The sequence below is a fragment of the Sphingomonas sp. MS122 genome (assembly GCF_049532975.1).
Classification (GTDB): Bacteria; Pseudomonadota; Alphaproteobacteria; order Sphingomonadales; family Sphingomonadaceae; genus Sphingomonas.
In genome coordinates this window covers 3250422-3275501 of sequence record NZ_CP186695.1, presented here as the reverse complement: position 1 = coordinate 3275501, position 25080 = coordinate 3250422, and the positions used below count along the sequence as shown (strand labels likewise).

General features: G+C 68.2%; 27 protein-coding genes and 2 pseudogenes. 17 read left to right on the top strand and 12 right to left on the bottom strand.

The features are described 5' to 3' along the window. Positions 1-361: 361 nt before the first annotated feature. Both ACO227_RS15990 and ACO227_RS15985 read left to right on the top strand, forming a co-directional pair. A complete protein-coding gene (locus tag ACO227_RS15990) occupies positions 362-1600 on the top strand; it encodes a putative DNA modification/repair radical SAM protein (protein WP_423603047.1) in 1239 nt (412 codons plus the stop codon). A gap of 25 nt (positions 1601-1625) precedes the next feature. Beyond that, positions 1626-3041, top strand: a complete 1416-nt coding sequence (locus tag ACO227_RS15985; protein ID WP_423607379.1) for a UdgX family uracil-DNA binding protein — start codon at positions 1626-1628, stop codon at positions 3039-3041. Here the strand turns inward: ACO227_RS15985 and ACO227_RS15980 are convergent. From ACO227_RS15980 to serS, 4 genes are read right to left on the bottom strand one after another with little or no spacing between them, the layout of a single operon-like run. Then, on the bottom strand, positions 3038-4063 hold the full coding sequence (locus ACO227_RS15980) for a potassium channel family protein (protein WP_423603046.1): 1026 nt from the start codon (positions 4061-4063) through the stop codon (positions 3038-3040). The genes ACO227_RS15985 and ACO227_RS15980 overlap by 4 nt on opposite strands. A 43-nt stretch (positions 4064-4106) precedes the next feature. Next, positions 4107-5174 carry a peptidoglycan DD-metalloendopeptidase family protein gene (locus ACO227_RS15975; protein WP_423603044.1) on the bottom strand — a complete coding sequence of 356 codons (1068 nt, stop codon included), beginning with the start codon at positions 5172-5174 and terminating at the stop codon, positions 4107-4109. A gap of 11 nt (positions 5175-5185) precedes the next feature. Further along, positions 5186-5950: a 5'/3'-nucleotidase SurE gene (surE, locus tag ACO227_RS15970; RefSeq protein WP_423603042.1), complete on the bottom strand. Its 765-nt coding sequence runs from the start codon at positions 5948-5950 to the stop codon at positions 5186-5188. After that, positions 5947-7221 carry a serine--tRNA ligase gene (gene serS, locus ACO227_RS15965; protein ID WP_423603040.1) on the bottom strand — a complete coding sequence of 425 codons (1275 nt, stop codon included), beginning with the start codon at positions 7219-7221 and terminating at the stop codon, positions 5947-5949. Before serS ends, surE begins: the two co-directional genes overlap by 4 nt. 89 nt (positions 7222-7310) lie before the next feature. Here serS and ACO227_RS15960 point away from each other — a divergent pair. The 5 genes and pseudogenes from ACO227_RS15960 to ACO227_RS15940 all read left to right on the top strand — a co-directional run bounded on the left by ACO227_RS15960 (position 7311) and on the right by ACO227_RS15940 (position 10117). Further along, positions 7311-7824: pseudogene (locus tag ACO227_RS15960) on the top strand (host attachment family protein). Positions 7825-7870: 46 nt separating this feature from the next. After that, positions 7871-8473, top strand: coding sequence for a hypothetical protein (locus ACO227_RS15955; RefSeq protein ID WP_423603038.1), 603 nt, complete (start codon positions 7871-7873; stop codon positions 8471-8473). Between the two features lie 36 nt (positions 8474-8509). Further along, the gene (locus tag ACO227_RS15950) at positions 8510-8644 is read left to right on the top strand and encodes a hypothetical protein (RefSeq protein WP_423603036.1); all 135 of its coding nucleotides are present in this window, start codon (positions 8510-8512) and stop codon (positions 8642-8644) included. Between the two features lie 515 nt (positions 8645-9159). After that, the gene (gene dksA / locus ACO227_RS15945) at positions 9160-9624 is read left to right on the top strand and encodes an RNA polymerase-binding protein DksA (protein WP_423603034.1); all 465 of its coding nucleotides are present in this window, start codon (positions 9160-9162) and stop codon (positions 9622-9624) included. Positions 9625-9715: 91 nt separating this feature from the next. Beyond that, the gene (locus tag ACO227_RS15940) at positions 9716-10117 is read left to right on the top strand and encodes a PilZ domain-containing protein (protein WP_423603032.1); all 402 of its coding nucleotides are present in this window, start codon (positions 9716-9718) and stop codon (positions 10115-10117) included. A 102-nt stretch (positions 10118-10219) separates the two neighbouring features. Here the strand turns inward: ACO227_RS15940 and ACO227_RS15935 are convergent, their stop codons facing one another. Continuing rightward, on the bottom strand, positions 10220-10375 hold the full coding sequence (locus tag ACO227_RS15935) for a YdcH family protein (RefSeq protein WP_423603031.1): 156 nt from the start codon (positions 10373-10375) through the stop codon (positions 10220-10222). A 162-nt stretch (positions 10376-10537) separates the two neighbouring features. Here ACO227_RS15935 and ACO227_RS15930 point away from each other — a divergent pair, with 162 nt between their 5' ends. Both ACO227_RS15930 and ACO227_RS15925 read left to right on the top strand, forming a co-directional pair. Further along, the gene (locus tag ACO227_RS15930; RefSeq protein WP_423603029.1) at positions 10538-10735 is read left to right on the top strand and encodes a YdcH family protein; all 198 of its coding nucleotides are present in this window, start codon (positions 10538-10540) and stop codon (positions 10733-10735) included. A 91-nt stretch (positions 10736-10826) separates the two neighbouring features. Continuing rightward, positions 10827-11291: a DUF1465 family protein gene (locus tag ACO227_RS15925; RefSeq protein WP_423603027.1), complete on the top strand. Its 465-nt coding sequence runs from the start codon at positions 10827-10829 to the stop codon at positions 11289-11291. Here ACO227_RS15925 and ACO227_RS15920 read toward each other — a convergent pair. Together ACO227_RS15920 and ACO227_RS15915 are read right to left on the bottom strand one after the other, a co-directional pair. Then, entirely contained in the window at positions 11274-12278 is a 1005-nt protein-coding gene (locus ACO227_RS15920; protein ID WP_423603025.1) for an NAD(P)H-dependent flavin oxidoreductase, read from the bottom strand. The genes ACO227_RS15925 and ACO227_RS15920 overlap by 18 nt on opposite strands. An 84-nt stretch (positions 12279-12362) precedes the next feature. Next, positions 12363-12887, bottom strand: a complete 525-nt coding sequence (locus ACO227_RS15915; RefSeq protein ID WP_423603023.1) for a gamma carbonic anhydrase family protein — start codon at positions 12885-12887, stop codon at positions 12363-12365. A 107-nt stretch (positions 12888-12994) separates the two neighbouring features. Here ACO227_RS15915 and ACO227_RS15910 point away from each other — a divergent pair, with 107 nt between their 5' ends. Next, positions 12995-13267, top strand: coding sequence for a GlsB/YeaQ/YmgE family stress response membrane protein (locus tag ACO227_RS15910; protein WP_423603021.1), 273 nt, complete (start codon positions 12995-12997; stop codon positions 13265-13267). Positions 13268-13321: 54 nt separating this feature from the next. On the opposite strand, the gene ACO227_RS15905 is transcribed toward ACO227_RS15910, so the two are convergent. Further along, the gene (locus ACO227_RS15905; protein ID WP_423603020.1) at positions 13322-13546 is read right to left on the bottom strand and encodes a hypothetical protein; all 225 of its coding nucleotides are present in this window, start codon (positions 13544-13546) and stop codon (positions 13322-13324) included. A 201-nt stretch (positions 13547-13747) separates the two neighbouring features. On the opposite strand from ACO227_RS15905, the gene ACO227_RS15900 reads away from it, so the two are divergent. The 4 genes and pseudogenes from ACO227_RS15900 to ACO227_RS15885 all read left to right on the top strand — a co-directional run. After that, positions 13748-14467 carry a CoA transferase subunit A gene (locus tag ACO227_RS15900; protein ID WP_423603018.1) on the top strand — a complete coding sequence of 240 codons (720 nt, stop codon included), beginning with the start codon at positions 13748-13750 and terminating at the stop codon, positions 14465-14467. Beyond that, positions 14464-15465 carry an HAD family acid phosphatase gene (locus ACO227_RS15895; protein ID WP_423603016.1) on the top strand — a complete coding sequence of 334 codons (1002 nt, stop codon included), beginning with the start codon at positions 14464-14466 and terminating at the stop codon, positions 15463-15465. Before ACO227_RS15900 ends, ACO227_RS15895 begins: the two co-directional genes overlap by 4 nt. An 18-nt stretch (positions 15466-15483) precedes the next feature. Beyond that, complete coding sequence (locus ACO227_RS15890) at positions 15484-16134, top strand: CoA transferase subunit B (RefSeq protein WP_423603014.1); 651 nt, start codon at positions 15484-15486, stop codon at positions 16132-16134. A 100-nt stretch (positions 16135-16234) separates the two neighbouring features. Further along, a pseudogene (locus ACO227_RS15885) lies at positions 16235-16393 on the top strand (Hsp70 family protein); the annotation flags it as partial. Positions 16394-16513: 120 nt separating this feature from the next. Here ACO227_RS15885 and ACO227_RS15880 read toward each other — a convergent pair. Continuing rightward, the gene (locus tag ACO227_RS15880; protein WP_423603012.1) at positions 16514-17407 is read right to left on the bottom strand and encodes a LysR substrate-binding domain-containing protein; all 894 of its coding nucleotides are present in this window, start codon (positions 17405-17407) and stop codon (positions 16514-16516) included. A gap of 148 nt (positions 17408-17555) precedes the next feature. Here ACO227_RS15880 and ACO227_RS15875 point away from each other — a divergent pair, with 148 nt between their 5' ends. Continuing rightward, complete coding sequence (locus ACO227_RS15875) at positions 17556-18638, top strand: hypothetical protein (RefSeq protein ID WP_423603011.1); 1083 nt, start codon at positions 17556-17558, stop codon at positions 18636-18638. Beyond that, positions 18638-19225: a DUF1579 domain-containing protein gene (locus ACO227_RS15870; protein WP_423603010.1), complete on the top strand. Its 588-nt coding sequence runs from the start codon at positions 18638-18640 to the stop codon at positions 19223-19225. Before ACO227_RS15875 ends, ACO227_RS15870 begins: the two co-directional genes overlap by 1 nt. 5 nt (positions 19226-19230) lie before the next feature. Here ACO227_RS15870 and ACO227_RS15865 read toward each other — a convergent pair whose 3' ends face one another. Further along, positions 19231-20595, bottom strand: a complete 1365-nt coding sequence (locus ACO227_RS15865; protein WP_423607377.1) for a class II 3-deoxy-7-phosphoheptulonate synthase — start codon at positions 20593-20595, stop codon at positions 19231-19233. Between the two features lie 521 nt (positions 20596-21116). Between ACO227_RS15865 and ACO227_RS15860 the strand changes: the two genes are divergently transcribed. Further along, complete coding sequence (locus ACO227_RS15860; protein WP_423603008.1) at positions 21117-21524, top strand: hypothetical protein; 408 nt, start codon at positions 21117-21119, stop codon at positions 21522-21524. 6 nt (positions 21525-21530) lie between these two features. Here the strand turns inward: ACO227_RS15860 and ACO227_RS15855 are convergent, their stop codons facing one another. Both ACO227_RS15855 and ACO227_RS15850 read right to left on the bottom strand, forming a co-directional pair. After that, a complete protein-coding gene (locus ACO227_RS15855) occupies positions 21531-23057 on the bottom strand; it encodes an anthranilate synthase component I family protein (RefSeq protein WP_423603006.1) in 1527 nt (508 codons plus the stop codon). Between the two features lie 5 nt (positions 23058-23062). Next, positions 23063-25024, bottom strand: a complete 1962-nt coding sequence (locus tag ACO227_RS15850) for a SurA N-terminal domain-containing protein (protein WP_423603004.1) — start codon at positions 25022-25024, stop codon at positions 23063-23065. Positions 25025-25080 lie beyond the last annotated feature (56 nt).

Genomic DNA, 25080 nt, shown 5'->3' with positions numbered 1-25080 from the left:
TAGGGATTTCTGCGAAAAAAGATAGGGGCGGGGATGGCGTGGCCGCTGTCCCGGCGTGGCGGTTGACATAGTTGACAAATATGGAGGGGTTCCGGGCAACTGCGCCGGGAACGCGCCACCGACGCGCCACCGACGCGCCACCGACGCGGCAGTCGCGCGCCACCGGCGCGGCGGCGTGTCAGGGGATTTCGTAGGGCGGCGCGTGGCTCCATCGAAGAGCTTGGAGCAGATCAGATCCAACATTGGAAGGAGGTGACGATGCTCGCGGGAACGAGCCTCCAAGTCCGGCCCGCTCTCGCGGCGGGGATTCAACCAACAATCTGTATCGACACGGTAAAATTGAGAACATATAGGGATCAAAATGTCCCGGTACGATGTTCAGCAGAAGCTGGCGATTCTCGCCGACGCCGCCAAATATGATGCGTCCTGCGCCTCGTCGGGAACCCGGAAACGGGACAGTGCGAACGGCACCGGGATCGGATCGACCGAGGGCATGGGCATCTGCCATGCCTATGCGCCGGACGGACGATGCATCAGCCTGCTCAAGATCCTGCTGACCAACAGCTGCATCTTCGACTGCCACTATTGCATCAACCGCAAGAGCTCGAACGTCCGCCGCGCCCGGTTTACGGCGCAGGAGGTGGTGCAGCTGACGCTCGCCTTCTACCGGCGCAATTATATCGAAGGCCTGTTCCTCTCGTCGGGCATCATCCGGTCGCCCGACTACACGATGGAGCAGATCGTGGAGGTGGCGCGGTCGCTTCGCGAGGACCATGACTTTCGCGGTTACATCCACCTGAAGACGATCCCCGACGCCGACGCCGATCTGATTCGCGAGGCCGGGCGTCATGCCGACCGGGTCTCGATCAATGTCGAGCGTCCGACCGTCGCCGGGCTCGAGCGGCTCGCGCCGGAGAAGAACGCAGCGCAGATCGAGGGCGCGATGGGGGCGATGAACACCGCGATCCTCGACGGCGCCGATGCGAAGGCCCGTTACAGGTCCGCCCCCGATTTCGCGCCAGCCGGTCAATCGACCCAAATGATCGTGGGCGCCGACGCCGCCACCGATTCCGCGATCGTGACGCGCGCGGCGACGCTCTACGACCGCTATCGCCTGCGCCGGGTCTACTACTCGGCCTTCTCGCCGATCCCCGATGCCAGCGCCGTGCTGCCGCTCGTCCGGCCGCCGCTGATGCGCGAGCACCGGCTGTACCAGGCGGACTGGATGATGCGCTTCTACGGCTTCTCGAGTCAGGAAGTGGCGAGTTCGGCGGACGACAGCGGCAACCTGCCGCTCGACATCGACCCCAAGCTCGCCTGGGCGCTCAAGCACCGGGACTTCTTCCCGCTCGACGCCAATCGAGCGCCGCGCGAGGCGCTGCTGCGCATCCCCGGGCTCGGCGTGCAGGCGGTGAACGGCATCATTGCCGCGCGACGCCATCGACGGCTGCGGCTCGACGACATCGCGCGCCTGACCGTCTCGATCGCACGCCTGCGCCCATTCATGATCGCGGCCGACTGGCGGCCCACGGCATTGGCCGATGCGCTCTTCGCGCCGCCTAGGCCCAAGCCGGCGCAGCTGGAGCTGTTCGGTGCGTGACGCCGGCGTCCCCGCGGATGCTCCGATGCACATTGTGGCGCTTGCCGCCCAGGACGATTTCGACGGCTGGCGGAGGGCTGCCCGCGCCCTCGTCTTGATCGATGCGGCGCCGCAGCAGGTGCTGTGGCAGGTCGATGGCGATGCCGATCTGTTCGGGGCGCCACCCGCACCGTTGCCGCCAGCTCCCGAAGGCGCCTTTGCCGTCCCCCGCGCGTTCGTCGATCTCGCGTCCACGGCGATCTGCCACAGCGATCCGGAGCGCTTCTCGCTCTTGTTCGCGCTGCTCCGCCGCCTGCGCGACAACCCGCGCCAGATGGAGGACAGCGCCGATCCGCTGCTGCGGCGGCTCGACCATATGGCGCGATCAGTCCGGCGCGACATGCACAAGATGCGGGCCTTTCTGCGCTTCCGGGAGGTCGATGGCGCCGAGGGTGCGCGTTACGTCGCCTGGTTCGAGCCCGAGCACCATATCGTGCGCGCCAATGCCGGGTTCTTCGTCCGCCGCTTCGCCAGCATGTGCTGGTCGATCCTGACGCCGGCGCTGTCGCTCCATTGGGATGGTGAGGCACTGTCGGAGGGGCCAGGCGCCACCAAGGCCGAGGCGCCGGGCAGCGATTTGGTCGAGGAGGTGTGGAAAACCTACTATGCCTCGATCTTCAATCCGGCGCGCGTGAAGGTCGGCGCGATGCTGAAGGAGATGCCCAGGAAATACTGGAAGAACATGCCCGAGACCGCGCTGGTGCGCGACCTGGTCGCGGGCGCGCAGAAGCGCGAGCGCGAGATGGTCGCGACGTCGGCCGCGGCGCTCGCCGGCGACAATGCGGTGCGAAGCTGGGACTCGCTGCGCATCGAGGCGATGCGCTGCACGCGCTGCAAACTCCACGAAACGGCAGGCCGGACGGTGTTCGGCGAAGGGCCGCTGGACGCGAGAATCGTGTTCGTGGGAGAGCAGCCCGGCGACCAGGAGGACCTGGCGGGCAAACCCTTTGTCGGCCCGGCCGGCCAGCTATTCGACCGGGCGCTGGCCGAGGCCGGAATCGATCGGAGCCAGTGCTACGTCACCAATGCGGTGAAGCATTTCAAGTTCGAGCGCCGCGGGAAGCGCCGCATTCACGAAAAGCCGAACGGCGGCGAGATCGCTGCCTGCCGCTGGTGGCTCGAGCAGGAGCTGACATTGATCCGCCCGCAGATCACGGTCGCGCTCGGCGCAACGGCAGCACGATCCCTGTTCGCCAAGCCGGTGACCGTTTCCGCGATGCGCGGCGAGGCGCAGAAGATGCCCGACGGACGCGAAATGTGGGTCACCGTCCATCCCAGCTTCCTTTTGCGCGTGCACGATCGCCAGGCGGAGGAATATGCCCTTTTCGTCGAGGATCTTCGCCGGATCGGCAGAAGCGCCGCGGAGCGGGCGCGCGCCGCCGCGGCCGATCCGGGAGGCTAGGAGGCGCGCTTGGCTCCGGTGCGGATCACCTCGACGATGGTGTCGCCGGCCTGAAGCGCTTTTGCCTCGTCGGTGAAGAAACCATAGGGCTCCCCGCCGCGATAGATGCGCAGGCCGATGCCCGTGGCGATGGCCGAGAGCGGGCGGCCGATCTCGCTTCCCGCCACGGGACGCTCGGCAAGCGCCACCGGGCCTTCGATCGAGGCCAGGTCCATCATGTAGTCGGCGACATGCTGGCTCTTGCACGAGCTGGCGAGCAGCAGGCCGGCGAAGCTCACGGGGTTGATCACGGTGGTGGCGCCGGCGGCGCGTGCGGGGAGCTCGTTGTCCTCGGCCTTCACCACCGTGCTGATGCGCAGGTTCGGGGCGAGGTGGCGCGCGGTGAGGGTGATCAGTACCGAGGTGTCGTCGCGCCCCGCACTGACGATCATCGACTGGGCGCGGGCGATCTTGACGTCCTCGAGCGTCTGGTCGCGCGTCGCGTCGCCCTGAAGGATCGTGCAGCCGCAGTCGCGGGCGCGTTCCAATGCCTGGGCGTCGCCGTCGATCACGACGATCTGGCCGGGATCGGTGCCGCGCGCGATCAGCTCGTCGACCGCTTCCGAGCCGGTGGTGCCGAAGCCGGCGACGATGATGTGGCCGTGGAGGTTTCGCTGAATCAGGGCCATGCGCCACCTATCCCATGTGCGCTTGAGGACGAAATTATAGGCGGTGCCGATGAACAGCAGCACCGCGAAGACGCGGATCGGGGTCACCACCAGCGCGTCGAACAGGCGCGCGCGCTCGGTCACCGGGGCGATGTCGCCATAGCCGGTGGTGGTGATCGAGATCATCGTGAAATAGACGATGTCGACGAAGCTGATATGCCCGTCATAATTGTCGCGCAGCCCCTCGCGGTCGAACCAGTGCACGCCGATCGCGAGTGCGAGAAGACTGAGGACCGCCAGCACGCGCCAGCTGATCGAGACCCAGACGGGCAGCGTCGATTTGCGCTTGAGCGTGGCGTGGGGGAGGAAGCGCATCGCGGCGGAGCTTAGCCGCTATCGCGTTGCAGGCAATGCGTCCTCAGGGGCGCGCCGGGAGCCTCGGGATCGGGTCGACGGGGGTGCGGCCTTGGCGCATCTCGAAATGCAGCTGCGCGCGGTTCGCGCCGCTGTCGCCCGACAGCGCGATCATCTGTCCGCGCTTCACGCTCTGGCCGCGCTGGACGAGGAGCTGGCCGGCATGACCGTAGACCGTGGTCCAGCCGCCGCCATGCTGGAGAATGACGAGCCCGCCGAGCGAGGGAATGTCGCTGCCGACATAGGCGACGGTGCCGTCGGCGGCGGCGAGCACGGGCGTGTCGTGCGGCACGGCGATCTTGAGCCCGTCGCTGCGCTCGCCGCTCGCCACCGGACCGAAGCGGCGGACGATCTGGCCGCGCACCGGCCATTGGAACTGGCCCTTGAGCGCGGACGGCGGCGCCACCGGGGTGGTCGAGGGCAGGACTCGGGCGGAGGAGGCCGTGGCGCGGGCCGGGCGGGTGCGCTCGGGGATCGCGGGCTGGCCGCCCGTGACGATGTCGTCGATGTCGATGCGAAAGGCGGCGGCGCGCTCCTCACGCGTGCGCGGGCGTTCGGCGCCGGGGATCAGCACGCGCTGGCCGACGCGCAGGATATAGGGCTCGGTCAGCTCGTTGACGGCGATGATCTGGTCCCAGGCAACGCCATAGGCGCGGGCGATGGCGATGCCGGTCTCGCCCGTGCGGACCAGATGATAACGGCCGCCGGGGATCGAGAGGCGCTGGCCGGCGCGGATCATAAAGGGCGCGACGAGCCCGTTGGCGCGCGCGATCGCTTCCGAGCCGGCGCCGATCCTGTTGGCGATGCCACGCAGCGTGTCGCCCTGCTGCACGACATAGACCGACGCCACGACCGTGCGGGCGTCGGGCGTGACCGGGCGCGCTTCCCAGGCGGGCGGCGGCGCGGGCAGGGCGACGACCTCCGCCTCGTGCCGCGGCGCGGCGGTCGGGTCCGGATCCTGCACATGACCGCGGCCGAGCAGCGGGCCGCTACCCGGCGGGACGCACGCACTCGCCAGCGCGATCAGCGCGAGCGACGCGATTCCCCTGCAATAGTCCCCCATTCCGATCATGCCCCCCGGCATTAACCATAAATGCGGGCAAGCATATCAAGCGATTCACGGTGCGTCAGGTCCAAATGCAGCGGGGTTACGGTGATGTAGCCCTGCTCGATGGCCTCGAGGTCGGTATCCGCTTCGGGCGTGTAGTTGATGCGGCCGAGGCCGAACCAGTAATAGTCGAAGCCGCGCGGGTCGGTGCGCTTGTCGAGCTTGAGCCGGCCATAGTCGCGCAGGCCCTGGTTGACGGGCTTGATCCCGGCGACTTCGCTCGCCGGAACCGGCGGGAAGTTGATGTTCATCAGCGTGCGCGGCGCCCAGTCGGCGTCGAGCAGCGGACGCAGCACGCGCTCGCCCCATATCTCGGCGGCGTCGAAGCTGACGCGTTCGCCGGGGGCGAGATCGGCATAGCGCTGGCTCAGCGCGACCGAGCGGATGCCGGCGAGCGCGCCTTCCATCGCGGCGGAGACGGTGCCGGAATAGCTCACATCCTCGGCGAGGTTGGCCCCGCGGTTGACGCCGGAGAGGATGAGATCGGGCCTGGCGTCCTTCATGATCTGCGCCAGCGCCATCATCACGGCGTCGGTGGGCGTGCCGGTGACGGCGAAGCGGCGCTCGCCGAACTTGCGCAGCCGGACGGGCTCGGTGAGCGAGAGCGAGCGGCCCTTGCCCGACTGTTCCTCGAGCGGGGCGACGATGGTGATGTCGTCCGAGAGGGTGCGGGCGATGCGCTCCAGCACCTCGAGCCCGCGAGCGTGGACGCCGTCGTCGTTGGTGAGGAGGATTCTCATGCCGGTTCGAGGCGGTTGAGGCCGCGCAGATAGGGCTTGAGCGCCTCGGGCACCGCGACCGAGCCGTCCTCGTTCTGATAGTTCTCCAGCACCGCGACCAAGGTGCGGCCGACGGCGAGGCCCGAGCCGTTGAGCGTGTGGACGAAGGCGGGCCTGCCGTCCTCGCCCCGGTAGCGCGCATTCATGCGGCGCGCCTGGAAGTCGGTGCAGGTCGAGCAGGACGAGATCTCGCGATAGCGGCCCTGGCCGGGCAGCCACACCTCGAGATCGTAGGTGCGTGCGGCAGAGAAGCCCATGTCGCCGGCGCAGAGCTTCATGCGGCGGAAGGCGAGGCCGAGCCGGGTCAGCACGTCCTCGGCGCAGGCGGTCATGCGCTCGTGCTCGGCCTCGGAGGCGTCGGGGGTGACGATCGAGACCATCTCGACCTTGTCGAACTGGTGCTGGCGGATATAGCCGCGCGTATCGCGGCCCGCGGCGCCGGCCTCCGAGCGGAAGCAGGGAGTGAGCGCGGTGAAGCGCAAGGGGAGGGCGTCGGCGGCGAGGATCTGGTCGCGCACGATGTTGGTGAGGCTGACCTCGGCGGTCGGGATCAGCCAGCGGCCGTCGGTGGTGCGGAACAGGTCCTCGGCGAACTTTGGCAGCTGGCCGGTACCGTACACCGCCTCGTCGCGGACGAGGAGCGGCGGGTTCACCTCCTCATAGCCATGGTCGACGGTCAGTGTGTCGAGCATGAACTGGCCGAGCGCGCGGGCGAGCTTGGCCGCATGGCCGCGGACGAGCGTGAAGCGGGCGCCCGAAAGGAGGGCGCCGGTCTCGAAGTCGAGACCGAGCGCGGGGCCGAACGTGTCGTGCTCACGCGGCTCGAAGGCGAAGGCGGGTTGCGAACCGCGTTCGTGGACGAGCTGGTTGTCGTCCTCGTCGGCGCCGTCTGGGACGTCGGCAGCGGGCAGATTGGGGAGCGCGGAGAGGGCGGTTTTCAACGCCTCGTCCGCGGCGCCCTGCGACAAGGTGAGCGTTTCGAGCTCATCCTTGAGGTCCGCGACCTCGGCCATCAGCGCCTGCGCGCGTGCCTCGTCCTTCGCCGCCTTGGCTTGGCCGACCTGCTTCGACAGGTCGTTGCGGCGCGCCTGCACCTCCTGCTGGCGCGTGGTGAGGGTGCGCCGCGCCTCGTCGAGCGCGATCAGGGTGGCGGATTCCGGATCGGCGCCGCGGCGGACCAGCGCCGCGTCGAAGGCTTCGGGGTTTTCGCGGATCAGGCGGATGTCGTGCATGGCGGGCAGGCTATGGCGGGGCGGCCGGGCGCGCGCAACCCGCTCCGCATCCTATGCGTTCCCCTCCGTAACAAATGAGGAGATGAGCCATGCAGGTTCCGCACAACGCCTTTGTCGTGGTCGCCGACGGCCGCAAGATGCTGTTCCTGAGGAACGAGGGCGACGAGGTGCATCCCAACCTCCAGGTCGAGCGCAAGCGCGTGCAGCAGAACCCCAAGGATTCGGACCAGAAGACCGACGCGTCGGGCGGCGCCTCCTCGAACTCAGTCCGGACAGGGCGCGCCGCCGGTGGCGCAGGGCGGATCGCAGCATGCGCTGGGCGGCGGCGCGCAGTTCGCGCCGTCACGCGGGACGATGGAGGAGACCGACTTCCATCAACTGGAGGAGGACCGTTTCGCGGCGGACACCGCGGACCTGCTCAAAGCGAGAGCGCTCAACAACGACTTCGAGTCGCTGATCATCGTCGCGCCGCCCAAGACACTGGGTGAGCTGCGCAAACATTATCACAAGGAAGTCGAGAATCGACTGGCGGGCGAGATCGACAAGGACCTCACCCGCCATACGATTCCCGAAATCGAGCAGGCCTTGCTCGACGCCGGCTGATTATTCGGCCGGGACCGCGTCCTTCGCCTTGCGGTTCTGGAAGCGCTTGCGCGCGACCAGCGCCGCTGCCGCTGCACCGAACAGCAGGACCATCGGCGGCGCGGGAACCGGGTCGGGCCCGCCCGACGAACCGGTCGAGCCGCTCGACGTCGAGGTCGAGGTGCTGGTCGAGGACGTGCTGCTCCAGCCGCTCGACGTGCTCCAGCCGCTCGAGGTCGAGGACGAGACGTCGCCCGACGAGGAGGCCGAGGTCGAGGAGGAGGTCGACGCCGAGGTCGAGGTCGACGACGACACGTCGCCCGACGAGGAAGCCGAGGTCGAGGTCGACGAACCACCGGTGGAGGTGGAGGTCGACGAACCGCCGGTCGACGTCGAGGTCGACGAGCCGCCGGTCGACGTGGACGATCCACCCGTCGAGGTGGAGGAGCCCCCGGTCGAGGTGGAGGACCCGCCCGTGGAGGTCGAGCCGCCCGACGAGGAGGATGTCGACGAGATCACGATCCCGCCGCTGCTCGAGCCGCCGCCCGAACCGCCGAAGAAGCCGCCCGCGAAGAAGCCCCCGGCAAAGCCGCCGCCGCCGCCGAAGCCGCCGCCGGTCGCAGCTGCCGCACCGCCGCCGCCACCGCCGACCGCGGGCATTTCCGCATAGACGGGCGGGGGCAGGGGAACCGGCGCGCCCTGGGTGGTGACCGTGACCACCTGGGGCTGGCACTGCGCCGTGGTGGTGACCGTGCGCCGCACGATCCGCTTGCGGATCGGGCGCTTGACCACGCGCTTGGTGATCACGCGCTTCTTCGCCACCGCCCCCTTCGACACATAGGTACGCTCAGCACGAGATTCGGCGACATGCACCGCGCCGCCGCCGATCACGGCGCCGCCGCATGCACATGCGCACAATTTCGCCAAGGCCATCCGAACCGACATGGTCGTTCTCTCTTATCCCCAGAGGCTGCCCCGAAGCTGCATGATGCAGCGCCTGCACAGGCTCATGCCCAGAAAGTGCAGAACAAACTATTAAGTGCAATGACGTTAACCATGCTTTGGTACCGTCACGGACGTTTTTGTCTCACCTCGCCCACCGCAACATGGTTAATGTTCCGCTGAGGGACAATTCGGGCCGGATGCCACGCGTTTTACTTAACGAACATGGTTAACATGAACATCGATGTGGCGTCCGGTTCAGGGTCGGGCAATTTCCTCCACAGCAAGAACGGTTTGGCGCGCGAGTCTATGGATTCGGACGCTTGTGGAGCCGGGCGCTCGTCCCTATAGCGCCGTCGGGCAAAGGGCGGATTTCGATCGGCAGCGCCGACGCGATCCGGTGTGGAGAGTGGCATGGCGACGGTTTACGAGCATCGCGACGACCCGGAAAAGGCCCCGCCGGCGGCCAATGATCTACCCGACGGCTATCGGCCAAGTGCCGACGAGCCCTTCATGAACTCGCGCCAGCTTCAGTATTTCCGCGAGAAGCTGCTCGCCTGGAAGGACGCGATCCATCGTGAGGCCGCGGGCACGCTCACGCAGCTTCAAGTTGATTCGCTGCGCGAGGCGGACCTCACCGACCGCGCGTCGAGCGAGACCGACTGGTCGATCGAGCTGCGCACCCGCGACCGCCAGCGCAAGCTGATCGCCAAGATCGACGCGGCGCTGCGCCGGATCGAGGATGGCGAATATGGTTATTGCGAGGTGACCGGCGAGCCGATCAGCCTTGGCCGCCTCGAAGCGCGGCCGATCGCGACGATGACCGTCGAGGCGCAGGAACGTCACGAGCGCAACGAAAAGGTCTCGCGCGACGAATAGCCCCGGAATGGCTGCGAATCACCGCGCCGATTAACGCTTTGGATAGCCCTACCTGCTCTAATCCGCGCGCAGGTGAATTGCAGAGCGGTAGATGGACCAGTTTTCCAACAATCCCCTGAACGCCATTACGAGCGACGATCCGTCGAGCCAGCGCAGCGGCTCGCGCGACAGCCTGCTGCTCGCCGCGCAGCTGCGCATCGACGACCTGCCGGAAGTGACGGTGCGGGTCCGCAATCTCTCCTCCGGCGGGCTGATGGCGGAATATGCCCAACCCGTGGCCACGGGCACGCGCGTCGAGGTCGATGTGCGCGGCGTGGGCTGGGTCGGCGGGCGAATCGCCTGGGCCGCTGAAGGCCGGATCGGGATCGCGTTCGACCGCGAGATCGATCCGATGTCCGCGCGCAAGCCGGTCGGCACCGGGGCCCGTACGCCGCGCTATGCGAAGGCCACGGAGACCGCGCCCCCGCCGGCACGCCCGCTCTTTCGAAAGTGATTTGAGTGGCGAAATGATTTGAGTGGCGGCCGGTTTCGAACCGGCCGAGTCGCTGGGGCGCCACCCTGGCCAGGGGCCAGGGCGACACCGTGACCGCGCAGCCTACAGGTGCGCGATTTCCTCCTTTACGCGGAGCTTCTGGCGCTTCAGGTCGGCGATGATCATCTGATCGGGAAGGGGCCGTTGCGACTCGGCGCTGATCCTGCGATCGAGAGTCGCGTGCTTGGCCTCGAGTGCCGAGAGATGCGCGTTTTGCATGGAAGCAATCCTCCTGCTCAGGGTTGGGGGACCAAGGAGTAAATCACGATTCGCGGCGCTTGTCGCCCCTTGCGAATCACGGCATCGACGGGGCAACGGCGAACTGCGACGGGCCGATCCGGGCCGGCGCAAATGGGCGAGGCCGAGGGGACGGGTTGCGCAATGGACGAGACCGAGATTCTGCGCCGCCTCGAACTGCTGCGCATCGAGCATCGCGATCTCGACGCCGCGATCGAGGCGCTGGCGAGCGCCAACGCGCCGGACCAGCTCCAGATCGCGCGGCTCAAGAAGCGCAAGCTGCGGCTGCGCGACGAGATCTCGATGCTCGAGGACCGGCTGATCCCCGACATCATCGCCTGAGCGCGGTTATGCACAGCGCATCGCTTTGGGACATCGCGTTGCGCGGATTGGCTATTCCGCTTCCGGAAGGTTTCTGTCAGCGTTGCCCATTATGACTGGGGGCAAGGCTACCGCGCAGATCCATCAGCGCCTGATCGACTCGCTTTATACCGAGGCGATGTTGCTGGCGGACGAGGCGCGCGCCTATTTCGACGAGATCGGGCGCGATGAGCGCGACACGCTCGACGCGATGACGCGGGTCGTGTTCTCGTGCGAGTCGCTCAAGGTGACGACGCGGCTGATGCATGTCATCGCCTGGCTGCTGACCCAACGTGCGGTGAATGCCGGGGAGATCGCGCTCGGCGACGCGCTCGATCCGTCGCGGCGGCTCGGCCAGGCGCCGGAGACCGACCGCGCGTCGTTCGATGCGATGCCGCTGGCCGCGCAGGGGCTGATCGCGGCGAGCCAGGACCTGTATCGCCGCGTGGCGCGGATCGACTCGACTCAGGATGACGATGCGCCCGTGCCAGTCAGCCCGGCGCGGCGAATGCTCGACCGCCTATCGCACGCCTTCTAGCGCAGCGCCGGCCCAACCGCCCTCCGGGAGCGCCGCGGTCCGCGCACGCGCCGCGCGATACTCGCCATCGAGCCGGTCGACGAATTCGGCGACCGGGGTGACCGCATGGATCGCGCCGATGCCCTGACCGGAGCCCCAGATGTCGCGCCAGGCCTTGGCCTTCTGATTGCCGCCCGAGCCGAAGTTCATCGTGCTCGGATCGCTCACCGGGAGATTGTCGGGGTCGAGGCCCGCGCTCGCAATCGAGGCGCGCAGATAGTTGCCGTGCACGCCGGTGAAGAGGTTGGTGTAGACGATGTCGGAGGCCGAACCCTCGACGATGCCGTTCTTATATGCCTCGCCGGCATTGGCTTCCGCGGTCGCGATGAAGGGCGAGCCGATATAGGCGAGGTCGGCCCCCATCGCCTGAGCCGCGAGGATCGCTCCGCCGTTCGCGATCGCGCCCGAGAGGATGACAGGCCCGTCGAACCAGGACCGCGTTTCCTGGACGAAGGCGAAGGGGTTGAGCTGGCCGGCATGGCCGCCTGCGCCGGTGCAGACGAGAATCAGGCCATCGGCGCCCTTTTCCACTGCCTTGTGCGCGAATCGCTCGTTGATCACGTCATGCAGCGTGATGCCGCCCCAGCCGTGCACGGCCTGGTTCACCGCCTCCTGCGCGCCCAGCGAGGTGATGACGATCGGCACCTGCCATTTCGCGCAGGTCGTCAGGTCCGCCTCGAGCCGGTCGTTCGAGCGGTGCACGATCTGGTTGACCGCGAAGGGCGCGGCAGGGCGATCCGGATTGTCGCGGTTCCACGCCGCGAGCTCCTCGGTGATCTGGTGGAGCCATTCGTCGAGCTGGCTCTGCGGCCGGGCGTTGAGCGCGGGGAAGGAGCCGACGATCCCCGCCTTGCACTGGGCGATGACCAGCTCGGGGCCGGAGACGATGAACAGCGGCGAGCCGATGACGGGCAGGCGCAAGCGGCCGAAGAGTGCGGGAAGGGTCATTTGCGTTTCATACCCGAACTGATTTTCCTGTCCAGCGGCACACCCCAGGCGGGCAGGGATCGCCATACCCGATTTTTGAAATCGCTAGTCGATGCGGGTCAGGCCCGCGCGAAAGCGGCGCTGGCGATCAGCGTAGCCGTGCGCGGAAATGAGCAAGGCTGCGCGTGCCGTAGCGTCGAGCTCACGCACCGCGCGCGCGGGGCTGCCGACGATCAGGCTGCCGGGCGGGAAGATCTTGCCCTCGGTGACCAGCGCGCCGGCCCCGATCAGGCAGTCGTCGCCGATCCCCGCGCGGTTGAGGACGATCGCGCCCATACCCACGAGCACGCGGTCGCCGAGCGTGCAGCCGTGCAGGATCGCGTGATGGCCGACCGTGCAGTCGGCGCCGATGGTGAGCGGGATGCCGGGATCGGAATGGAGCATCGCGCCTTCCTGGATATTGCTGCGCTCGCCGACGATGATCGGGGTGTTGTCGGCACGGATCACCGCGCCGAACCACAGGCTGGCCCCCGCCGCGAGCCGGGCGTCGCCGATCACGTCGGCGCTGGGCGCGATCCAGGCATCGGGATCGATGGACGGCGCGATGCCCTGGAATGCGTAGATCGCCATCGTGCCTCCTGTCCCGGCGTAATTTAGTTGCGGGCGGAACGTCCCGCGGTTTCAACCGTATATCCGCATGACTCGGTACTGCCGAGCCGGATTGCGGGAGACGACGGATGATCAATCTCATCGTGCTTCTTATCGTGGGCGGCGTGCTCGGCTGGCTGGCCAGCATCGTCATGCGCACCGATGCCCAGCAGGGCATCTTCCTCAACATCGTGGTGGGCATCGTCGGCGCGCTGCTGGCGGGGCTTCTCATCACGCCGCTGCTTGGCGGCGGGACGATCACCCAGGGTTCGTTCAGCATCACGTCGCTGCTGATCTCGTTCCTGGGCGCGGTCGTGCTGCTGGCGATCGTCAACCTGGTGCGCCGGGGTTCCGTACGCTGAACCAGATAACCTTCCCAAGCAACTGGGCGGCTCCGGCCGCCCTATTTTTACGCGTCAGCGAAGCGCGGACTGGGCGAACTCGGGGACGTTGATCCCCAGCGCGAGCGCGAGCGCGACGCCGCCGAGCAGCACCGCCAGGGTCGAGGACATCGAGAACAAGCCCCAGCCGACCACGGTAACCATCGTCGGATTGGGCCGCGCAAGACGGCGGTTCTGCTCCGCGGAGAGCAGGACGAAGGCCGACAGCAGCCCGTAGAGGAAAACGGAAAATTCGATCATTGCACGCAATCCCGCCCCGGGTTCGATGTCACCTCTAAGTCGAAGAGGTTAACGCTTCAACGCAGCCCGCCGCATTCTTGCTGCAACGCAGCGCGTTTCCGTCAACCGCGTGAAGTTGAAAGTCGGTTCAGGTTTGCTTGACCGATCGCGGATCGCGCGACTATCGCCACGGGCGACAGCACACAGGAGAGAATCGCCGCGATGAAGAAGCTCTATCCCAGTGCCGGGGCCGCGCTCGAGGGCCTGCTTCACGACGGCATGACGATCTGCGCCGGCGGCTTCGGGCTGTGCGGCATTCCGGAGCGGCTGATCGACGCGATCCAGGCGGCGGGGGTCAAGGACCTGACCATCGCCAGCAACAATGCCGGGATCGACAATGAGGGGCTGGGCAAGCTGTTGCGCAGCCGCCAGGTCAGGAAGATGATCTCCTCCTATGTCGGCGAGAACAAGGAGTTCGAGCGGCAATATCTGGCGGGCGAGCTCGAGGTCGAGTTCTGCCCGCAGGGCACGCTCGCCGAGCGCTGCCGCGCGGGCGGCGCGGGGATCCCGGGCTTCTACACCAAGACCGGCGTCGGCACGAAGGTCGCCGAGGGCAAGGAAGTGAAGGTGTTCGACGGCGAGGAATATATCCTCGAGCGCGGGATCCGCGCGGACCTGGCGATCATCAAGGGCTGGAAAGCCGACGAGGCCGGGAACCTGATCTTCCGCAAGACCGCGCGCAACTTCAACCAGCCGATGGCGACCGCGGCGAACATCTGCGTCGCCGAGGTCGAGGAAGTGGTGCCGGTCGGCACGCTCGACCCCGACGCGGTGCATCTGCCGGGCATCTATGTGAAGCGGATGATCGTCGGCGCGCCCTACGACAAGAAGATCGAGTTCCGCACCGTACGGCCGCGGGCCGAAGGCATCGGGGCCGCGTGAGCCGGCTGCGCGCCGCGGCTGTGCTGGCGCTGCTGCCGGTGGCGGCGGGCGGCTGCGTCGCGGCGGCGATACCGATCGCCGCGGGCGGCATGATCGCCCGCGACAAGATCGGGCTGGGCAAGCGCGGGCCGGAAAAGCCCAAGGAATCCGAGCAGGCGCAGCGCGCGCCGGGTGAGCTCAAGACCGCCCAGGCGCGGGCCGCGATGCAAGGCTTCGAAGCCACCGCAGCCGGGCAGCCCCAGCCGGGTATGCTGCCCGCACCCAGCGGTGCGCTGCCATCGCCACCGGGCCTGCCTGCAGGCGTGACGGCCACGCCCGGTCTGGGCGGCAGTTCCGGCGAAGCTGCAGCGTTCAGCCTCCAGGCCTATCAGGCGCTGTGGAATCACCTTGCGGCGCAGGCAGGCCGGCGCCAGCGCGGCGAGCCGCTCCAGTCGGTGGTGCTCGCACCGGGCACGACGCTCGACGCGCCGCGTTACGCGAGCTGTGAAGGCAAGCCGCTGGCGGTGGTATTCGACATCGACGAAAGCGCCGACAAGGCGGCGGACCCCGATGCCCCATGGCGCCGCTGGAAGGGTGACGGGAGCGATCTGGTCGCTGCGACACCCGGCGCGGTCGAGGGCATCGACGCCGCGCGGCGGGAAGGGGTCGCGGTGATCTTCACCAGTCACCGCTCCCCCGACAGCGCGCCCGGCGTGACGGCGTTGCTCGACCGGCTCGGGTTCGGCGGTTTCCAGGCCGGCCGCACGCTGTTCCTGCGCGGCGGTGCCGAGGCCGCCAAGGGCGACGAGCAGGTCCGCCAGGTGATCGCGGCAGGCTATTGCGTGGTCGCGCTGGTCGGCGACTCGCTCAACGACTTCAGCAGTCAGTTCGAAGCGGTCGGCGATGCCGGCAAGCGCCAGACCGCGGCGACCGAGACGATGGTGGCGCCATTGTGGGGTGCGGGCTGGTTCATCCTGCCCAACCCCGTGCGCAGCACCGCCGCAACCCCATCCCAGTGATCCGACGGAGAGACCCGAATGCCCTGGACTCGTGACGAAATGGCCGCTCGCGCCGCCAAGGAACTGCGCGACGGCTTCTACGTGAACTTGGGCATCGGCATCCCGACCTTGGTCGCCAACCACATCCCGGCGGGCGTCGAGGTGACGCTGCAGTCGGAGAACGGCATGCTCGGCATCGGCCCCTTCCCGTACGAGGGCGAGGAGGATCCCGATCTGATCAACGCGGGCAAGCAGACGATCAGCGAGCTGCCGCAATCGGTCTACTTCAGCAGCGCCGACAGCTTCGCGATGATCCGCGGCGGTCATATTGACCTGACCGTGCTGGGGGCGATGGAAGTCGCGGAGAATGGCGACATCGCCAACTGGATGATCCCGGGCAAGATGATCAAGGGCATGGGCGGCGCGATGGACCTGGTCGCGGGCGTCAAGAAGATCATCGTGGTGATGGAGCACACCAGCAAGGATGGCGGGGCGAAGTTCATTCCCGAGTGCACGCTGCCGCTGACCGGCAAGAATGTGGTCGACATGATCATCACCGACTTCGCGGTGTTCCAGCGGGCGGACCACAGCTCACCCTTCCGCCTGATCGAACTCGCCCCCGGCGTGACCGAAGAGGAGGTCGCGGCCAAGACCACCGCCAGCTACGAGGTCGTGCTGGCGGCCGCCTGACGCGCGCTCGCGGGACATTCGGGGCGTAACTTCGCACTTGCCGGAAACGGCCGTGAGGCGATAGCTCCACCCTGCGCGAGATCTCGCGCAGGGGGGCTTGATGATTATCGGTATCGATCTCGGCACGACCAACAGTGCCGCAGCGATCTGGCGCGGCGGCGAGGCCGTGCTGATCCCGAATTCCATCGGTGATTTCTTGACGCCCTCGGCGGTCAGCATGGCGGACGATGGGGCGATCCTGGTGGGTATCGCGGCGCGCGACCGCCAGTCGACTCACCCGGAGCACAGCGCGACCGCGTTCAAGCGCTTCATGGGAACGCCCGATCATCGAGCAGAATACGCCGATCCCGGCAAGCCGCGTCAGCTACTTCCGCACGCTTTAGGCAGCGGCGGTCGAGATCTCGGGCACGATCCAGTCCCGGAACGCGGTGACTTTCGGGCTGGGCTGGCGCGTCGCGGGATAGGCGAGCCAGAAGGCGCGCCCATCGGTCGCGGCATGCGGGTGGACCCGCGCGAGGCGGCCGCCGGCGATATCGGCGGCGAACAGGATCGGCGAGCCGATCGCGATGCCATGACCGGCGATCGCCGCGGCGATGTCGAGATGCTCGGCCGAGAAGGTGGTGCCGAACCGCTCCGGCGCCGGGCCGGCAGGGTGACCGAGATCCTTGTACCACAGCTCCCACCAGTCGGGGCGGCCAAGCAGCGGCACGCGGAGCGGATGTGAGGGATCGTCCAGGCCGCGGACCGCCTCGACCAGCCCAGGCGCGCACAAGGGCGTGAACACGCTGGGGAACAGCGGTACGGTGCGCAGGCCCGGCCAGGTACCATGCCCGTTGCGGACCGCGATATCATAGCCGCCGCCGGAGAGATCGCGCGGGTCCGGCGACAGGTCGAGCTCGACGCGCAATTCGGGATGAAGCGCCCGGAAGCGCCCGAGGCGGGGCGCGAGCCAGGCGGTTCCGAATGTAGGTAATGCGGTGATGCGGAGCCGGGTCTGATCGGCATCGATTGCCCGCGCGAAGCCCGCCCGGAGCGTGGCGAACGCCGCGAGGGCGTCAGCGGCAAGTCCCTCGCCCGCCGGGGTCAGCTCCACACGTTGCGCATGCCGCAGGAACAGCGCGACCCCTAGCTGGGTCTCGAGCTGACGGACATGGTAGCTGACGGCGGCTGCGGTGGTCTGCAGTTCGCGCGCCGCTGGCGCAAAGCCGCCGAGCCGCGCGGCCGCCTCGAACGCGCGGATCGCGATCAGCGAGGGAAGGCCGGGGGTCAGCATGAGCTGGATTTATCGTCTTCTTAGCCGTGAAGATAGGTGGGCCTCCTCGATACCCTAAGTTATATTAAGGCTAAGGTCCCATCTTTCGAGTCCCGTGCGCGTGGGGAAGGCAGCAGAGTCTATCCGTCTCTTCGGAAGGACCAGTGCGATGCGGATGTTCGGCAGCGTGGATCGGCGCGAGGTTCTCACGGGCCTCGGCTGCTCGGGATTGATACTGGCGGGTTCGCCAGGCCGCGCGCTGGCGCAGCCGGCGGACCGGCGCCGCGACTGGGCATGGCTCGAGGGCAACTGGCGGGTCGAGCACCGCCGGCTGCGGCGGCGGCTCGCGCGGGACACGCATTGGGATCGTTTCGCCGGCACCAGCGCGATGTGGCTGACGCTGGATGGGCTGGGCACGATCGACGACAATCTGCTGCACCTGCCTGGCGGGGATTACCGCGCGATGGGCATTCGCGCCTATGACCCGGCGACTGGGCGCTGGTCGATCTGGTGGCTCGACGGGCGCAACCCGACGCGGATCGATCCGCCGGTCCTGGGCCGGTTCGAGGGTGAGACCGGCACCTTCACCGGCGCCGACATGTTCGAAGGGCGGCCAATCGACGTGCGCTTCCACTGGCAGGGTATCCGCGGCCCGCGACCGCACTGGCAGCAAAGCTTCTCGCCCGACGGCGGCGCGACCTGGGAGATGAACTGGGAGAATTTCTTCACCCGTACCTCGGCGGCACCGACGCCCTTGCCGTTGCTGCCGCGGGGCGACGCGGCGCGGGCGCCGGACGACTGGGGCTTCCTCGCCGGACGCTGGAAGGTGCATCACCGCAAGCTGCGCCGGAGGCTGGCGGGCAGCCGCGACTGGGACGAGTTCGGCGGGACGTTCGTCAACTGGCCGGTTCTGGGCGGCAACGGCAATGTCGGCGACAATCTCATGCAGGCGCCGTCGGGCACGTTTCGGGGCGTGGGCTTTCGTGCCTGGGATCCGGCGACGCGCGAATGGCTGAGCTGGTGGCTCGATGGACGCGATCCCTCGCGCATCGGCCAGCCATTGCGGGGGCGCTTCGTGGACGGGATCGGGACCTATCTGTCCGATGACGTTCACGAGGGCCGCCCGGTGAAGACGCGCGTCACCTGGTCGCGGATCACCGGCAAGACCGCACGGTGGGAGCAGGCCTTCTCAGCCGACGGCGGGCAGAGCTGGGAGGTCAACTGGACCTCCGATTTCACGAGGATCGCGTGATGGGGCCGGATCGCCGCAGCTTGATTCAGGGCGCCGCGCTGGCGCTCGCGGGGCTCGGCGCGCGTGGCGCGCTGGCGCAGGAAGTGCCGCTGCCCGAAGGCTCAGTGTCCCGCGGCGATTTCGACTATTTCCTGGGCAGCTGGCGGGTCGAGCATCGCCGGTTGCGCAAGCGGCTGGCGGGCAGCGACGACTGGGAGGAGTTTGGCGGCCGAACGCATTGCCAGCGGCTGTTCGGCGGGCTGGTCAATCTCAACGAGAGCATCTCGTACCGCGGCGGACGGACTTCCTACGGCATGGGCCTGCGCGCGCTCGACGAACCCGGCGGGCGGTGGGTGGACTGGTATCTGGCGGAGAGCGATCTCAGCAAGATCGATCCGCCGCTTTACGGCCGCTTCGCCGATGGTGTCGGTACCTTCTACGCGCGAGAGACCTTCGAGGGGCGACCGGTGCTGGTGCGCGGCCGTTTTTCGTCGGTGAACCCGGACGAAGCGCGCTGGGAGCAGGCCTTCTCGCCCGACGGCGGCGCGAACTGGGAGACCAACTGGGTGATGCGCTACCTGCGCACCGCACCCGCCGCCGGCGCCTGACCGCGTCAGGCCGCCTTGCGCCGCTCCGCCATCTCGTCGTTGAGCATCTCCGCCAGCAGGAAGGCGAGTTCGAGGCTCTGACCGGCGTTGAGGCGGGGGTCGCAATGGGTGTGGTAGCGGTCGGCCAGATCGTGCTCGCCGATGTCGATCATGCCGCCGGTGCACTCGGTCACGTTCTGCCCGGTCATCTCGGCATGGATGCCGCCGGCATAGGTGCCCTCGGCGCGATGCACGGCGAAGAAGCCGCGCACTTCGTCGAGGATCCGCTCGAACGGGCGCGTCTTGTAGCCGTTGGCGGCCTTGACGACGTTGCCGTGCATCGGGTCGCAGCTCCACACCACCGGATGCCCCTCGCGCTTCACCGCGCGGACGAGCTTGGGCAGGCCGGCCTCGATCTTGTCGTGACCGTAGCGCGTGATCAGGGTGATGCGGCCCGGCGTGCGCGCGGGATTGAGCGTGTCGAGCAGGCGGATCAGCGCGTCGGGCTCGAGGCTCGGACCGCACTTCATGCCGATCGGGTTGCCGATGCCGCGCAGAAATTCGACATGCGCGCTGCCCTCGAACCGGGTGCGGTCGCCGATCCACAGGAAGTGCGCGCTAGTGTCGTACCAGTCGCCGGTGAGCGAATCCTGCCGGGTCAGCGCCTGCTCGTAGGGGAGCAGCAGCGCTTCGTGGCTGGTGTAGAAATCGGTGCCCTTGAGCTGGGGGACGCTGTCGGCGTCGATCCCGCACGCCTGCATGAAGTCGAGCGCCTCGCCGATGCGGTCGGCGACGTCGGCAAACTTGGCGCTCCACGGGCTCTTGCCCATGAAGTCGAGCGTCCATTTGTGGACCTGGTGCAGATTGGCATAGCCGCCGCTGGCGAAGGCGCGCAGCAGGTTGAGCGTCGCGGCGGACTGGCTGTAGCCCTGAATCATCCGCTGCGGATCAGGGATGCGCGCCTCGGGGGTGAAGGCGATGTCGTTGACGTTGTCGCCGCGATAGCTGGGCAAGGTGACCCCATCGATCGTCTCGGTATCGGCAGAGCGCGGCTTGGCGAACTGGCCGGCCATGCGGCCGAGCTTCACCGTCGGCAGCTTCGACGCGAAGGTCAGCACCACGGCCATCTGCAGGATGACGCGGAAGGTGTCGCGGATGTTGTTGGGATGGAACTCGGCGAAGCTCTCGGCGCAGTCGCCGCCCTGGAGCAGGAACGCCTCGCCGCGCGCGACCTTGGCCAGCTCCTGGGTGAGCGCGCGCGCCTCGCCGGCGAAGACGAGCGGCGGGAAGCTGGCGAGCTGAGTCGTCGCCGCATCGAGTGCTGCCGTATCGGGGTAAATCGGGAGCTGGCGCGCCTCGGCCGACTTCCAGCTGTCAGGGGTCCATCCCATGTCCTGCTCCAGATTGCGGACATGGACGTACCAGTCCTGGTGATGCGCAATCCCGTTGGCCGCGATCTGGTTGAGCACGGCGGGGGAGGCGCGCTTGCCGTCCTCCTCCCAGCCCTGCACGGTCGAGCCCGGGGTGTCGAACCAAGCGCCGAAAGCGGCGCGGGAGAGCGAGCGTTCCTCGCGGAAGCGGCGGATCTTGGAACCAGCTAGAGTCGTCATAAGGAGGGCGCCTTACCCCTGGCGGGTAAACAGGTGCAAGCATTAAATTCACCCTTGTGGGGTAAATTCGCTTTCGGCTCGCCGTCGCCATCCAGAGCCGTTAGACAAAATGCATGAAAGCGGAAGAAGTGCGCGCGGGCCAATATGGCATGGGAGATCGAGCGGTTGTCGAGCACCGCGGCGACGGTCGAGGACGCGCTGAACGACGATCGCTGACGCGGCGCAACGAGCGGCCTTAATCCTGCCGTTCAGCGTTCCTACATCCGTCGGGCCGGAAGCCGGCGGGTAAAGGAAGGTGCGTGATGATCCGGATGCTGATGCTGGCGATGCTCGCCGCGACCCCCGTGCTGGCGCAGGAGGCGGAAGACGGGAACGCGCCGCCGCAGCGCGTGCGCAGCGTGTTGCTCTACGGTGACGATCAATGCCCCAAGGCCGAGAGCGAGGACGAGGTCGTCGTCTGCTCCAAGGTCGGGGAATCCCCCTATCGCATTCCCAAGAAGCTGCGGAAGAGCAAATTCAGGCCGGAAAGCGTGAGCTGGACGCGGCGCGCCGAGCTGGTCGACGAGGTCAACCGCCAGACGCTGCCGGGAAGCTGCTCTCCGATCGGCAGCTATGGGCACACCGGCTGCACGATCCAGATGCTCCAGCAATGGCGCGCCGAGCGCGCAGAACGCAAGGCCGAGGAAGCGGCGATCGCGGGCGAGGACTAGTCTGCCTTACTGGCCGAAGCCGGGCTCGGCAGCCCGCGCGACGGCTTCGCGCGCGGCGGCGAACAACGCGCCGGCCTTGGCCTCGCACTCGCGCTGCTCATAGGCAGGGTCGCTGTCGGCGACGATGCCCGCGCCGGCGGTGACGTGCATCGTGCCGTCCTTCACGATCGCGGTGCGCAGAACGATGCAGCTGTCCATCGACCCGTCGGGCGAGAAATAGCCGACACCGCCGGCATAAGGCCCGCGCTGGTCGCGTTCGAGCTCCGCGATGATCTCGCACGCCCGGACCTTGGGCGCGCCGCTCACCGTGCCCGCGGGGAAGCCCGCGAACAGCGCGTCGAGCGCATCGGCGTCGGGACGCAGCTTGCCGACCACGTTCGACACGATGTGCATGACGTGGCTGTAGAATTCGACGGTGTAGCTGTCGGTGACCTTGACCGTCCCCGCTTCCGCGACGCGGCCGGTGTCGTTGCGGCCGAGATCGAGCAGCATCAGATGCTCGGCGCGCTCCTTCGGGTCCGCGAGCAGGCTGGTGCGGTTGGCCTCATCCTCCTCTGCCGTCTTGCCGCGCGGGCGCGTGCCGGCGATCGGGCGGATGGTGACGTCGCCGTCGCGGACGCGGACGAGGATTTCGGGGCTCGATCCGGTGAGCGCGAAGCCGGGCAGGTCGAGGAAATAGAGGAAGGGCGAGGGATTCACGCGGCGCAGCGCGCGGTAGAGTTCGATCGGCGGCAGCGCGAATGGCGCGGTGAAGCGCTGCGCGAGCACGACCTGGAAGATGTCGCCGGCGGCGATGTAATCCTTCGCGCGCGCCACCATCGCGGCATAGTCGACGGCCGGAATCGTCGGCTGCGCGGCGATCTCGGTCGAGTCGGCGGCCGCCTTGGCGGGCAATGGCGCGGAAGCGAGGCGCGCCGCAGTGCCGTCGAGGCGTTCGGCGGCGGTCGCCAGCAACGCCTCGGGATCGCGTCCGGCATCGGGCCAGACCGGCGCGACCAGGAACAGCGAATCCGCCAGCCGGTCGAAGATCAGGATCACGGTCGGCCGCACGAAGATCATGTCGGGCAAGCCGAGTGCGTCGTTGGCGGCGCGGGGGAATTTCTCGACCAGCCCGATCGTCTCGTAGCCGAAATAGCCGACGAGGCACGCGAGCGCGCGGGGCAGCTCCGCCGGCACGTCCATCCGGCAACCCTGGACGAGCGCGCGGAAGGCGGCGAGCGTCGGCTGGCCCGCGGGTTGGAATGCCGCGCGGTCGGTTAGCCAGGTGCTGTTGACCTCTGCCATCTCGCCCTGGGCACGAAAGACGAGGTCCGGAGCGAGGCCGAGCAGGCTGTGGCGGCCGCGCACCGCGCCGCCCTCGACCGACTCGAGCAGGAAATCGCCGCGGCCCGGCTCGATCAACTTGAGCGCCGCCGCCACCGGGGTGTCGGTGTCGGCCAGCTGGCGCCGCCAGACCAGCGCCGGGCGGCCCTCGCGAAGCGCCGCGCGCGCGGCCTCGAGGCCCTCGATGCCCCCGGTATCCCTGGGCGCCATGGCGATCAGTTGCCGCCGGTCGACTGGCCGCCGAGCTGCGCCTTCAACCGCGCGATCGCCGCCTCGTCGCGCTTGACACCAACCGCCTTGCGCGCGGCGGCGACGAACTGCTCGAGATATTCGGCGCCGATCATCTGCGACAGGCCGCTGCGGGTCTGCGCAACCAGTCCCTGATTGCCGCGCGCGTCGCCCGGCTGGATCTCGTCGAGCCACACCACCCAGTAACCGCCGCCATTGGGCGCCTCGGTCATCTTGGCCTTCTTCGCCGCCATGCTGAACATCAGGCGGACGGGCGGCGGAATCTGCATGCCCTGCTGCGAGAGCTGGCCGCGCACCGCATCGAGCGGCTGCAGCGGCGGGAGCGCGAGCCCGGTCTTCTTCATCGCATCGGCGATCGGCGTACCCTTGGCCACATCGGCGAGGATCGCAGCGGCGGCCTTGCGCGCGGCCTGGAGCTGGCGATCGCGAGTGAAGTCGGCGGCGACCAGCTCGCGGATCTGCGCCAGCGGACGCGGCGCGGCGGCGACCACGCGCTCGGTCTTGATCAGCGCGAAGCTGCCGTCCTGGCTCACGGGGACGAGCTGCGGATCGTCGTTCGTCTCCATCGCAAACCCGCCCTGCGCGATCTGCGCGAGCACCGGATCGGGCGGAGTCGGATCGGCGCCCTGGCCGTTCTGATCGACGCGGCCGTCGCCGAACAGCGGCGGGCTGGTTTCGGCCTTGAGCTTGGCGTCGGCCACCGCCTCGTCGAAGGTCGCGTTGCCGGCGATCGCGCTGTCGATCTGGCCGCGCAGATTGGCGAGCGCCTCGGCTTCCTTGCGCTTGGTGACCTCCGCGGCGATCTCGCCACGGACCTGGTCGAGCGACTTTCCGGCGATCTGCTCGATCTTCTCGACGCGGACGATGTGCCAGCCGAGCGGCGAGCGCAGCGGGCCGACCACGCCGCCCTGCGCCGCGGCAAAGGCGGCATCGGCGATCTGCGGGCTGCTCGCGCGGGCAAAGCTCTCCTTCTCGGCATTGTCGATCGTCGAGGGCTGGAGGCCGGCCCCCGCCGCCGCGGCGGCGAGGGTCGCGCCGCCCTTGATCTTCGCGGCGAGCGCGTTGGCGGCATTCTGGTCGGCGACGATCAGCTGCGCCAGCGTGCGCTTGGTCGAGGCGGCGTATTTCGCGGCGTCCTGCTTGTAGGCGGCGGCGATCTCGGCCTCGGTCGCCTTGGCGCGCTCGGCGAACTGGTCGGGGCGGACCACGGCGTAGCGGATCACGCGGCGCTCGGGGAGCGTGTAGCGCGTGCGGTTGCGGTTGTAGAAGCTGGTGAGCTCGGCGTCGGTCGGCGCGGCGCCCTTGTCGATCGCGGTGATCGGGACATAGCCGACCGAGCCCTTGCGCCGCTCGAGCAGCAGCGAGGCATAGGGCATCACCAGCTCCGACGGCACATAGCCCGCGGCGAGCGAGGGCGCGGCGATCCACTGGGCGAGCGTGCCCTGGCGGATATCGGCGCGGACCTGATCGGCGGTGACGCCCTGGCGCGCGAGCAGCTGGTCGAACGCCTTCTGGTTGAACTGGCCGGTGATCGGATCGGCGAAGGCGGGGCTCGACGCGATCTCGCCGTCGATGGCGCTCTTGGACACCGCCATGCCGTGCTCGGTGGCATATTCGTCGAGCACGAGGCGGTTGACGATGTCGTCGAGCACCTGGTCGAAGCCGCCCATCGCGACGAACTGAGCCATGTCGAGCGTCGGCTGCTGCTGGCGCGCGCGCTCCAGCGCGTTCTTGAGCCGCTGCTGCAGCTCCGCCTCGGTCACCTTGCGGTCGCCGACCTGGACCAGCGCCCCGCCCGACGGTCCCCCACCGCCACCGAGGTTGGTGATGTCGCCGAGTGCGAAGGCGACGGCGATCACGATGAGCAGCGCCAGGGCGATGACTTTGCCGGCGGTCGAGAAGAGGACGCGGCGGAGGAAGGTGAGCATGGAGACCCGTTCGATGGGAAAGATGGAACGGTGCTTTAGGGTCCCATTGCGCCGCC

Bases quoted from the DNA above. Each gene is read 5' to 3' on its own strand.
- ACO227_RS15910 (WP_423603021.1), top strand. From the start codon at position 12,995: ATGATCAATCTCATCGTGCTTCTTATCGTGGGCGGCGTGCTCGGCTGG.
- ACO227_RS15915 (WP_423603023.1), bottom strand. From the start codon at position 12,887: ATGGCGATCTACGCATTCCAGGGCATCGCGCCGTCCATCGATCCCGAT.
- ACO227_RS15890 (WP_423603014.1), top strand. From the start codon at position 15,484: ATGCCCTGGACTCGTGACGAAATGGCCGCTCGCGCCGCCAAGGAACTG.
- ACO227_RS15920 (WP_423603025.1), bottom strand. From the start codon at position 12,278: ATGACCCTTCCCGCACTCTTCGGCCGCTTGCGCCTGCCCGTCATCGGC.
- ACO227_RS15880 (WP_423603012.1), bottom strand. From the start codon at position 17,407: ATGCTGACCCCCGGCCTTCCCTCGCTGATCGCGATCCGCGCGTTCGAG.
- ACO227_RS15855 (WP_423603006.1), bottom strand. From the start codon at position 23,057: ATGGCGCCCAGGGATACCGGGGGCATCGAGGGCCTCGAGGCCGCGCGC.
- ACO227_RS15985 (WP_423607379.1), top strand. From the start codon at position 1,626: ATGCACATTGTGGCGCTTGCCGCCCAGGACGATTTCGACGGCTGGCGG.
- ACO227_RS15875 (WP_423603011.1), top strand. From the start codon at position 17,556: ATGCGGATGTTCGGCAGCGTGGATCGGCGCGAGGTTCTCACGGGCCTC.
- ACO227_RS15860 (WP_423603008.1), top strand. From the start codon at position 21,117: ATGATCCGGATGCTGATGCTGGCGATGCTCGCCGCGACCCCCGTGCTG.
- ACO227_RS15940 (WP_423603032.1), top strand. From the start codon at position 9,716: ATGGACCAGTTTTCCAACAATCCCCTGAACGCCATTACGAGCGACGAT.
- ACO227_RS15990 (WP_423603047.1), top strand. From the start codon at position 362: ATGTCCCGGTACGATGTTCAGCAGAAGCTGGCGATTCTCGCCGACGCC.
- serS (WP_423603040.1), bottom strand. From the start codon at position 7,221: ATGCACGACATCCGCCTGATCCGCGAAAACCCCGAAGCCTTCGACGCG.
- ACO227_RS15870 (WP_423603010.1), top strand. From the start codon at position 18,638: ATGGGGCCGGATCGCCGCAGCTTGATTCAGGGCGCCGCGCTGGCGCTC.
- ACO227_RS15850 (WP_423603004.1), bottom strand. From the start codon at position 25,024: ATGCTCACCTTCCTCCGCCGCGTCCTCTTCTCGACCGCCGGCAAAGTC.
- ACO227_RS15980 (WP_423603046.1), bottom strand. From the start codon at position 4,063: ATGCGCTTCCTCCCCCACGCCACGCTCAAGCGCAAATCGACGCTGCCC.
- ACO227_RS15865 (WP_423607377.1), bottom strand. From the start codon at position 20,595: ATGGGATGGACCCCTGACAGCTGGAAGTCGGCCGAGGCGCGCCAGCTC.
- ACO227_RS15930 (WP_423603029.1), top strand. From the start codon at position 10,538: ATGGACGAGACCGAGATTCTGCGCCGCCTCGAACTGCTGCGCATCGAG.
- ACO227_RS15905 (WP_423603020.1), bottom strand. From the start codon at position 13,546: ATGATCGAATTTTCCGTTTTCCTCTACGGGCTGCTGTCGGCCTTCGTC.
- ACO227_RS15900 (WP_423603018.1), top strand. From the start codon at position 13,748: ATGAAGAAGCTCTATCCCAGTGCCGGGGCCGCGCTCGAGGGCCTGCTT.
- ACO227_RS15925 (WP_423603027.1), top strand. From the start codon at position 10,827: ATGACTGGGGGCAAGGCTACCGCGCAGATCCATCAGCGCCTGATCGAC.
- ACO227_RS15935 (WP_423603031.1), bottom strand. From the start codon at position 10,375: ATGCAAAACGCGCATCTCTCGGCACTCGAGGCCAAGCACGCGACTCTC.
- ACO227_RS15975 (WP_423603044.1), bottom strand. From the start codon at position 5,174: ATGATCGGAATGGGGGACTATTGCAGGGGAATCGCGTCGCTCGCGCTG.
- dksA (WP_423603034.1), top strand. From the start codon at position 9,160: ATGGCGACGGTTTACGAGCATCGCGACGACCCGGAAAAGGCCCCGCCG.
- surE (WP_423603042.1), bottom strand. From the start codon at position 5,950: ATGAGAATCCTCCTCACCAACGACGACGGCGTCCACGCTCGCGGGCTC.